7 protein-coding genes are annotated in these 7,743 nt (G+C 59.8%); 3 read left to right on the top strand and 4 right to left on the bottom strand.

Going from position 1 to position 7,743, the window contains the following annotated elements:
- Together C7402_RS22520 and C7402_RS22515 are read right to left on the bottom strand one after the other, a co-directional pair.
- Nucleotides 1–122, bottom strand: a 122-nt coding sequence (locus tag C7402_RS22520; protein ID WP_425273795.1) for an ABC transporter permease subunit, incomplete at its 3' end; no start/stop codon positions are given.
- 185 nt (nucleotides 123–307) lie between these two features.
- Nucleotides 308–1,462, bottom strand: a complete 1,155-nt coding sequence (locus C7402_RS22515; RefSeq protein ID WP_116612173.1) for a branched-chain amino acid ABC transporter substrate-binding protein — start codon at nucleotides 1,460–1,462, stop codon at nucleotides 308–310.
- Between the two features lie 227 nt (nucleotides 1,463–1,689).
- Here C7402_RS22515 and C7402_RS22510 point away from each other — a divergent pair, with 227 nt between their 5' ends.
- From C7402_RS22510 to C7402_RS22500, 3 genes are all read left to right on the top strand, one after another.
- A complete protein-coding gene (locus tag C7402_RS22510) occupies nucleotides 1,690–2,772 on the top strand; it encodes a GlxA family transcriptional regulator (protein WP_208948973.1) in 1,083 nt (360 codons plus the stop codon).
- A 156-nt stretch (nucleotides 2,773–2,928) separates the two neighbouring features.
- Nucleotides 2,929–4,179 carry a D-amino acid dehydrogenase gene (locus C7402_RS22505; RefSeq protein ID WP_116612171.1) on the top strand — a complete coding sequence of 417 codons (1,251 nt, stop codon included), beginning with the start codon at nucleotides 2,929–2,931 and terminating at the stop codon, nucleotides 4,177–4,179.
- A 62-nt stretch (nucleotides 4,180–4,241) separates the two neighbouring features.
- Nucleotides 4,242–5,237 carry an asparaginase gene (locus tag C7402_RS22500; RefSeq protein WP_116612170.1) on the top strand — a complete coding sequence of 332 codons (996 nt, stop codon included), beginning with the start codon at nucleotides 4,242–4,244 and terminating at the stop codon, nucleotides 5,235–5,237.
- Nucleotides 5,238–5,836: 599 nt separating this feature from the next.
- On the opposite strand, the gene C7402_RS22490 is transcribed toward C7402_RS22500, so the two are convergent.
- Both C7402_RS22490 and C7402_RS22485 read right to left on the bottom strand, forming a co-directional pair.
- On the bottom strand, nucleotides 5,837–6,841 hold the full coding sequence (locus C7402_RS22490) for a helix-turn-helix domain-containing protein (RefSeq protein ID WP_116612168.1): 1,005 nt from the start codon (nucleotides 6,839–6,841) through the stop codon (nucleotides 5,837–5,839).
- Nucleotides 6,841–7,623 carry an SDR family NAD(P)-dependent oxidoreductase gene (locus tag C7402_RS22485; RefSeq protein ID WP_116612167.1) on the bottom strand — a complete coding sequence of 261 codons (783 nt, stop codon included), beginning with the start codon at nucleotides 7,621–7,623 and terminating at the stop codon, nucleotides 6,841–6,843. Before C7402_RS22485 ends, C7402_RS22490 begins: the two co-directional genes overlap by 1 nt.
- Nucleotides 7,624–7,743: the final 120 nt, after the last annotated feature.

Below are 7,743 nucleotides of genomic sequence, written 5' to 3'. Positions count from 1 at the left end.
TCGCCGTGCGCGAAGTTGATGATGCCCAGAATCCCGTACACCATGGTGTAGCCCAGTGCAATGATGGCGTAGATGCTGCCAAGCACCAGCCCATTGATTAACTGCTGAAGGAAGATATCCATATCCGGTTCAGAGCGCCCGGCCGTTGTGCGTTTACGGGAATTACACCCTGCACGACGGGATTACGTCGCGCAGCCAGCGCGCATTCGCTAGCAATACGGCGGCAGTGAGGGAAAAAGAGGAGGCGTACGACCGGCACAACCGCATCGCTGAAGTTGTGCCGGTTCGAGCAAGAGGCCCTGGCGGGTTAGTTCTTCACGTAGTCGAGGAGGGTTTGCTTCCCGCCGACGTACTTGTAGAGAGAAATCGTCCCATGGACCAGATCGCCCTTCGAGTCAAACTGTGTCTGGCCGAGCACTCCCTCATAGTTCGTCGCCGGCATTGCGGCAAGAATCTTGTCGGGGGCCGTCGAGCCCGCACGCTTCATTGCTTCGGCGATGACATACACAGCGTCGTAAGCGAATGGTGAGTTCAGCACAGGGTGAGTGCCGAAGCGTTTTTCGTAACGTCGCATAAAGCCCGGCCCCTTCGGCATCTTCTCGAGCGGTGAGCCTGCGACGGAGCAGATCACATCATCGGCCGCGTCACCAGCGAGCTTTGATAGGTCGTCGGCGCACAGGCCGTCGCCTGCAAGAATCTTCTGCGCCATGCCGAGTTGCCTCGCCTGTTTCGCAAACGGGCCGCCCGTTGCGTCGAGTCCGCCATACATGATGACGTCCGGATGCGCGCCCTTGATTTTTGTGAGGATTGCGCGGAAGTCGGTGGCCTTGTCGTTGGTTGCGTCGTGAGAAACCACTGAGAGCCCGTCTGCCTTCGCACGCTTCTCGAATTCATTGGCCAGACCCTGCCCGTAGGCCGTGGCGTCGTCGACGATAGCGACCGTCCTGACTTTTAGCGTCCGCCTCGCATAGTCGGCGAGCGCCGGCCCTTGCTGGGCATCGGTTGCAACCACGCGGTATGCGGTCTTGAAGCCTTGTTGCGTGTACGCCGGATTCGTGGCCGAGGGCGAGACCTGCACGATACCCGCGTCACTGTAGATCCGGGAGGCAGGAATTGTCGTTCCCGAATTCATGTGACCGACTATCGCTGCTACTTTGTCGTCCACAAGCTTTTGTGCGACCTGCGTGGCCTGGCGCGGATCGCCAGCATCGTCCTGGGTGTCGAGGACCAGCGTGACTTTCTTTCCGCCGACGACAAGCCCCTTCTCGTTGATTTCCTCGACCGCGAGCCTCGCACCGTTCTCAGTGTCCTTGCCTAGATAGGAAGCCGGACCGGTCAGTGGCGCGACTTCACCGATCTTCACGGTTTCGTCGGCATGCGCCACGCCGGCAGAAGCGGCAACCAGCGCCCCCAAAATGCCAAAGGTCGTCGCACGGCGACCCAATATTCTGCTCTTGGTCATTGCATTACCTCATCGATAGTTATCTGCATCGAGGGCGATCCGCTGGATTGTCCTCGTCGCCTCCGTCCTTGTACCGCGCTGCAAGTGGTCTGCGTTGGCGAGACAAATTTAGGCGGACACAAACCAGCGGCATTGCACCGATTTGCCAGAAAACAGAAGAAATGCGACAGCAGCCATGAGTGTCGGGCGGTCCTATAATGACGTCACACCGACTATTCGCGCCGTCCATGCTTTCCTCCGACGATCCCCCGGCCAGAACGCCGTCGGCCCACGAACTGGTGGACCGGCTTGACTCACTTTCTACGGGACCCGAGTCGCCTCAGGGACGCTCCGGCGCGGAGCTCAATGTCGGAATCCTGCTATGGCCGCGCTTTCCGCTTCTGTCGCTCGGTGGGCTCTGTGACGCATTGCGGCATGCGGCAGATCGGAGTGACCAGAGCCGCCAGTTGCGCTGTCTCTGGACGACGATCGGCGTGCACGACGCCACCGTCGAATCGAGCTGCGGTATTGCCGTACCGGTGCAGGCGGTCTTTCCGGACGTCGAGCAGTTCGACTACATTGTCGTTATCGGTGGCCTGCTACCCCATCTCGAGAAGGTGGACAGGCGTCACTGGGACTATCTCAGTGCAGCTGCACAAGCTGGCGTTCCGCTCGTCGGAATCTGTACCGGCAGCTTCGTCCTTGCTCGTGCCGGGCTAATGCAGGATCACGTCGCGTGTGTGCACAGCTTTCACTTCGACGACTATCGCAACATGTTTCCCGGGTTACGCGTCGTCACGCATGCTGACTACCTCATTGACGGCGATCGCATCACTTGTGCGGGCGGCATTTCGGTCATCGAGCTCGCCGCGCGGCTCATCAATCTGCATTGCGGACCTGACCGCGCATCGAAGGTGACTCACCAGATGACCGTTAGCCGGCAGGCCGGCGCCTCGTTCATCGAACGCCGCCGCGCACTGGGCTACCTGTCGGTGGACGATGCAAACGTACGTCATGCTGCGCTGCTCATGGAGGAAAACCTCGAAGCACCGCTTAACATCGCAGTGATCGCGAAGATGATTGGTACGAGCGTGCGCCAGCTCGAGCGGGCATTCATGGCCGAGATGAAGGTGTCGCCGAATGAATTCTATCGAGGTATGCGGTTACGCTACGCGCGCTGGATGCTGCTGAACACCGGGCGCAAGGTCACGGACATCGCATATGAGTGTGGTTTCGCCGATTCCGCGCATTTCATCAGGGTGTTCCGCGAGACCTACGGCGTGACGCCGGGCAAGCTGCGCGGCTCGCGCACAGGTCCACCTGAGGACTGAAGTGATGTGACCGGATCGACCCGATCACGACGCGCCTTGTCTGGCACCGTGTCGCGATTCTTCTATTTTTTTGCTCATCAGTGCAATCTCGCTGCTGTCACCTGGCTCAACATGCTCACTCATGTGAGTGCACCGTGAAACAGGGAAACCAGCGACATGCAGATTGCCGTATTGGGTGCAGGCGTCATCGGTCTGGCGAGCGCCTATTATTTGAACCGTGCTGGGCATCAGGTCATTGTCGTCGACCGGCATGTTGATGTGGCCGCAGAAACCAGCTTCGGCAACGGCGGCCAGTTGTCGTATAGCTACGTCGCACCGCTAGCCGGTCCGGGTGTATTGTCGAAGCTGCCTGCGTGGCTTGCCCGACGCGATTCGCCGGTGCGCTTTCGACCGACCGTGAGTGCGGAGCAGTGGCTCTGGTGCCTGAAATTCGCGTTCGCGTGCACGCAACGGCGCAGCAATCTCACCACGCGCGAATTGCTCTCGCTCTCGTTCGCGAGCCGTGCGCTCATGCATCAGCTTCTGTGCGACGAACCCACGCTTGATTTCGATTTTCAGCACTCTGGAAAGCTTGTCCTGCACCGAGACGTCGCTGCGATGCAAGGCGCGATCAATCTGCTCGACTACCAGCGCTCGCTCGGCTGCGATCAGGAGGCACTGTCCGCCGACGAATGCGTCGCGCTCGAACCCGCGCTGGCTAATGTGTGCGGGCGGATCGTCGGTGGCATCTATACGCGCAGCGAAGATACTGCCGATTGCCATCGCTTCAGCAAAGGGCTCGAAGCCATTTTGAGGGCACGCGGCGTGCAGTTTGCGATGAATACGCGCATCGACGCACTGGAAGTCGCCAAAGGGGGGGCCATCGTGGCGCGCAGTGGTGGCGGGACACTCGAAGCGGATCATGTTGTCGTAGCTGCCGGGACGAGCGCAGCGCACCTGCTCCAGCCATTGGGCATTCATGTGCCCGTTTATCCGCTCAAGGGCTACAGCCTGACCTACTCGCTGGGACCTCAGGCAATAGCACCGACGTTGAGTGTTACCGATTTCGCCCGCAAAGTGGTCTATGCGCGTCTTGGCGACCGGTTGCGCGTGGCGGGTATGGCCGACCTCGACGGGTACTCCCTGAAGCCTGATCCATCACGCGTTGCCGCGCTGCGTGCGGAGGCGGCCGCGCTGTTCCCTCAGGCCGTAGCCGATCACGTCGACGCGACCGCGTGGACCGGGTTGCGTCCCGCCACGCCGCGCGGCACGCCGATTATCGGGCCCACGCGTTATTCGAATCTCTGGCTCAACATCGGGCATGGTGCGCTCGGTTTTACGTTGGCCTCCGGTTCGGCTGCGTTGCTCACGGGTTGGATCGACGGAAAGCCTGACTCGTCGCTGTCCAGCCTTTTCTCGCTGGCTTGATGACCCGTGCAACGTGTGACGTACGGCTGCCCTCCATCAAAAATTCCTCGAGTTGGTACCGAATGAAAGACAAGCCCAATATTGTGGTCATCGGCACGGGCGGCACGATTGCCGGCCGTGGTGCAAGCGCCGCCGACACTTCAGCCTACGCTTGCTCAGTGATCCCGATCGACGAAATCTTGTCGGCCATTCCCGAAGCGTCAGCGCTGGCGAACTTGCGCGCCGAGCAGTTGTTGCAAGCGGGTTCGGAGAATTTCAACGAACAGCACCTGCTCATGATCGGCAAGCGGGTATCCGAGGTGCTCAAGGACGACACGGTAGATGGCGTCATTCTCACGCACGGTACCGACACCATCGAGGAAACAGCATACTTTCTGCATCTGACGTTGAAGAGCGTGAAGCCCGTCGTTGTAGTGGGTTCCATGCGGCCACCGTCGGCGATGAGCTCCGACGCATCACTGAATCTCTACGACGCAATTGCGGTAGCCGTTCATCCGTCCTCGCGCGGAAAAGGGACGCTTGTCGTCGCAAACGAGGAAATCCACACGGCTCGAGACGTGACGAAGACAAACAGTTTCAAGCTCGAGGCATTCCGCTCGCCCTACGGCGCGCTTGGTTACGTGACCCAAGGCAAGCCCCGCTATTACCGCATGCCATCGCGGGATCACACGGTATCCACCCCATGGTCCATCGACGCCATCGAGGTCCTGCCGAAGGTCGACGTCGTATATGCCTACGGCGCGCTCGAGAGCGAACTGGTCCGGGCCATTGCGGCAGACGCGAGCGGCCTTGTTTTCGCTGGCACTGGCAATGGCAACATCGCCGAACATATGGTCGAGCCGCTGCGGGAGGCTACGCGTGAGGGGCTGCACGTGGTGAGGGCTTCGCGCACAGGAAGCGGCGTCGTCATCCGCAACGGCGCGCAACCCGATGACGACTACGACTGGATCGTCGTGGACGATCAGCCGCCTCAAAAGGCTCGCATTCTCTTAATGCTGGCGATGCTGAACGACCCGCAAGAGCGCCGCGCGTTGCAGGCAGCCTTTTATCGCTTTTAACTCTGCCAGAAACACAATGTACATATATGGCCGACCAGGAACCGCTGAATGGTTCGAGTTATCGGACGTGGCGCGACTGTCCTGTCTTGCTGCTGCCCAACCACCACATCATGGCTCCCCAAAAAATACCGCCGACCATGAACATACCGATATTTCTAGCGACATCTGTCGTTCCGACTTCGTGGTGCTGGAGAACCTGAATCGCAGTGAGAATGGCAGCCGTACCAATACCCCACGCCAGGACCCCACGAACTACGACAAATCGCAGCATTGAATTCTCCGTACGAGCATGACAGGTTGATCGAATACCCATAACAGATCAGCAACTTCTTAAAAGACTCAACCTGGACAGCGAGATCGACAGATAGTGACGAATTGTCGATGGTTTTGCCCGCTCGGTCGAATTCGCGAAAGTGGTCGCGTCTGGAAGTCGAGGAGGCCGTATCGAACTCACGGGGAGTTGGAGTCTTGAACTTCCGTTGTCGACCCGAAACGGCCGGTTGGCCTCGCAGTGAGACGATGTCGCATTTCGGAGCGAAGCCGCCACGCGACTCACCGTGGGAACACCGCTTGATTCAATGATTCAGACAGCGTCTGCGTCACACCGGACGAGCGTGCAGATTGCGGTATTCCCCTGGCGTAACCCCTGTCCATCCCTTGAAAGCACGCAGGAATGAGTTGGTGTCCTGAAAGCCAATCAGGAACGCAATCTCGCCAGGCGAGATTGCCGAGCGGGCAAGGTAGTAGCTAGCCAGTTCCTGTCGCGTGCCGTTAAGCACGTCCTGGTAACTGACCGCTTCGTCGGCGAGATGGCGCTGTAGCGATCGCTTGCTCATTGCCAGACGGCTCGAAATATCGTCGATGCTGCTCTGGCCGCTCGGCAGCATATCGAGCAGCGCGCTGCGTACGCGGTCGCGAGCGCTTGCCTCGGCATCGAGTTTCGAGAGTCGCGCCTGAAGCGCCGGCTCGAAGAACTGCCACATGGCCACATTCTCGGTCAGGAACGGTCGCGCGGCATCCTCTGCCGAGAAGCTGATGCGATTGTGGCTGCCTTGCTGTAAGCGGCAGCCGAGAAACGCTTCGCACGGTCCGGTCTGACTCGGCAGGACCGCCAATTCGGTCTCGATCGGGTTGATCGCGTGCCGCGTGGCGAGGCGCGCCAGTTGCGTGACGAAGACCACTTCCATCGCGCATAGGCTACGCGGTAGCGGACGATCGTAGCCGTAGCATTCGATGAGCACTTCAGTGCGGTGTCCACCGATGGCGACATCCAGCGCCAATGGTCCGCAAAGGCGCTTGTATTCGGCGAGCCGGGTGAGCGCGACATTCAGATTCGGGCTACACAGGCATGCAAAGAGCGAAGGATCGAAAGCCTCGACCGAGATGCCGCTACCGAGCCGTACCGGCAACTGTGCTTCTCCGACCATCGTCTCGAGACTGTGAAAGATGCGAAAGTATTCGGCAGGCGTCAGCGAGGCATCCTTGCGGCTAAACAGGTCGGCTGGCAGTTCGGCCAGCGCGAGCAAGTCGCCGGGCGCGATGCCCAGATCAACGACGATCAGTTTCCATCCGGGATGCACGGAAAAGCGGGTGGCCTGCTTCATCAAGTTGCCTTCTCCATCGCCTGACGCGACATCTTCAACACTGTTTTGCGCGGCAACAGCGGAACAATCCAATCGAGCATGATTTGCAGCTTGCCTTCATTGAAGGCCACCAGTTCGCCGCGCTCCATGGCCTCGTAGCCGCAGCGCGCCACTGATTCTGCTGACTTGGCGTTCTTCCAGACGCTTACGCCTTGCAGATCGCCGGCGGCGACGAAGCCGGTCGCCACCGCGCCCGGGCATAGCGCCGTGGCGGTCACGCCGTACTCGCGGACTTCTTCGGCAATAGCCTGAGTGAACGAGGTGACGTAGGCCTTGGTTGCGTAGTACACGGCCTGGAGAGGGCCCGGCATGAACGATGCGGTCGAAGAGACATTCAGGATACGTCCGCGCCCACGGCGCACCATGCCCTTCAGGTAGTGATGTGTCAGGTTGGTCAGCGCCACCATGTTGACCTGCATCATCGCCTGCTCGGCCTTGAGATCGCGCTCGACAAATTTGCCGTGGCCGCCAAAGCCAGCGTTGTTGATCAAGACATCGATGGAAAGTCCCAGCGCCTCAGTGGCAGCGAAGACTCGATCAGCCGTACCGGGGTCGGCGAGGTCCTCCGCGACGACGTACGCTTTCACGCCATACTTCGTCTGGCATTCCTGCTTGATTGATTCGAGCTTGTCGCGCGAGCGCGCAACCAGAACGACATCGCCGCCTTTGCTTGCATGGATGCGCGCCAACTCCAGACCGATGCCGCTTGACGCGCCAGTGATCAATGCCATTGCGGGTTTCATGACTTTTCCCTGATTCGATTGGATAGCCAGATAGTAGACATTTGAACCACGGGAGGCACTAGCATAACGCGCCATGCATAATTCCGATCGCGCCAATTCGGTTACGCACAACTCACGCGC

The sequence above is a fragment of the Paraburkholderia unamae genome, from assembly GCF_003096875.1.
Lineage (GTDB): Bacteria > Pseudomonadota > Gammaproteobacteria > Burkholderiales > Burkholderiaceae > Paraburkholderia > Paraburkholderia unamae.
The sequence above is the reverse complement of the archived record's forward strand: the minus strand, read 5'-3'. Positions and strand labels throughout refer to the sequence as shown.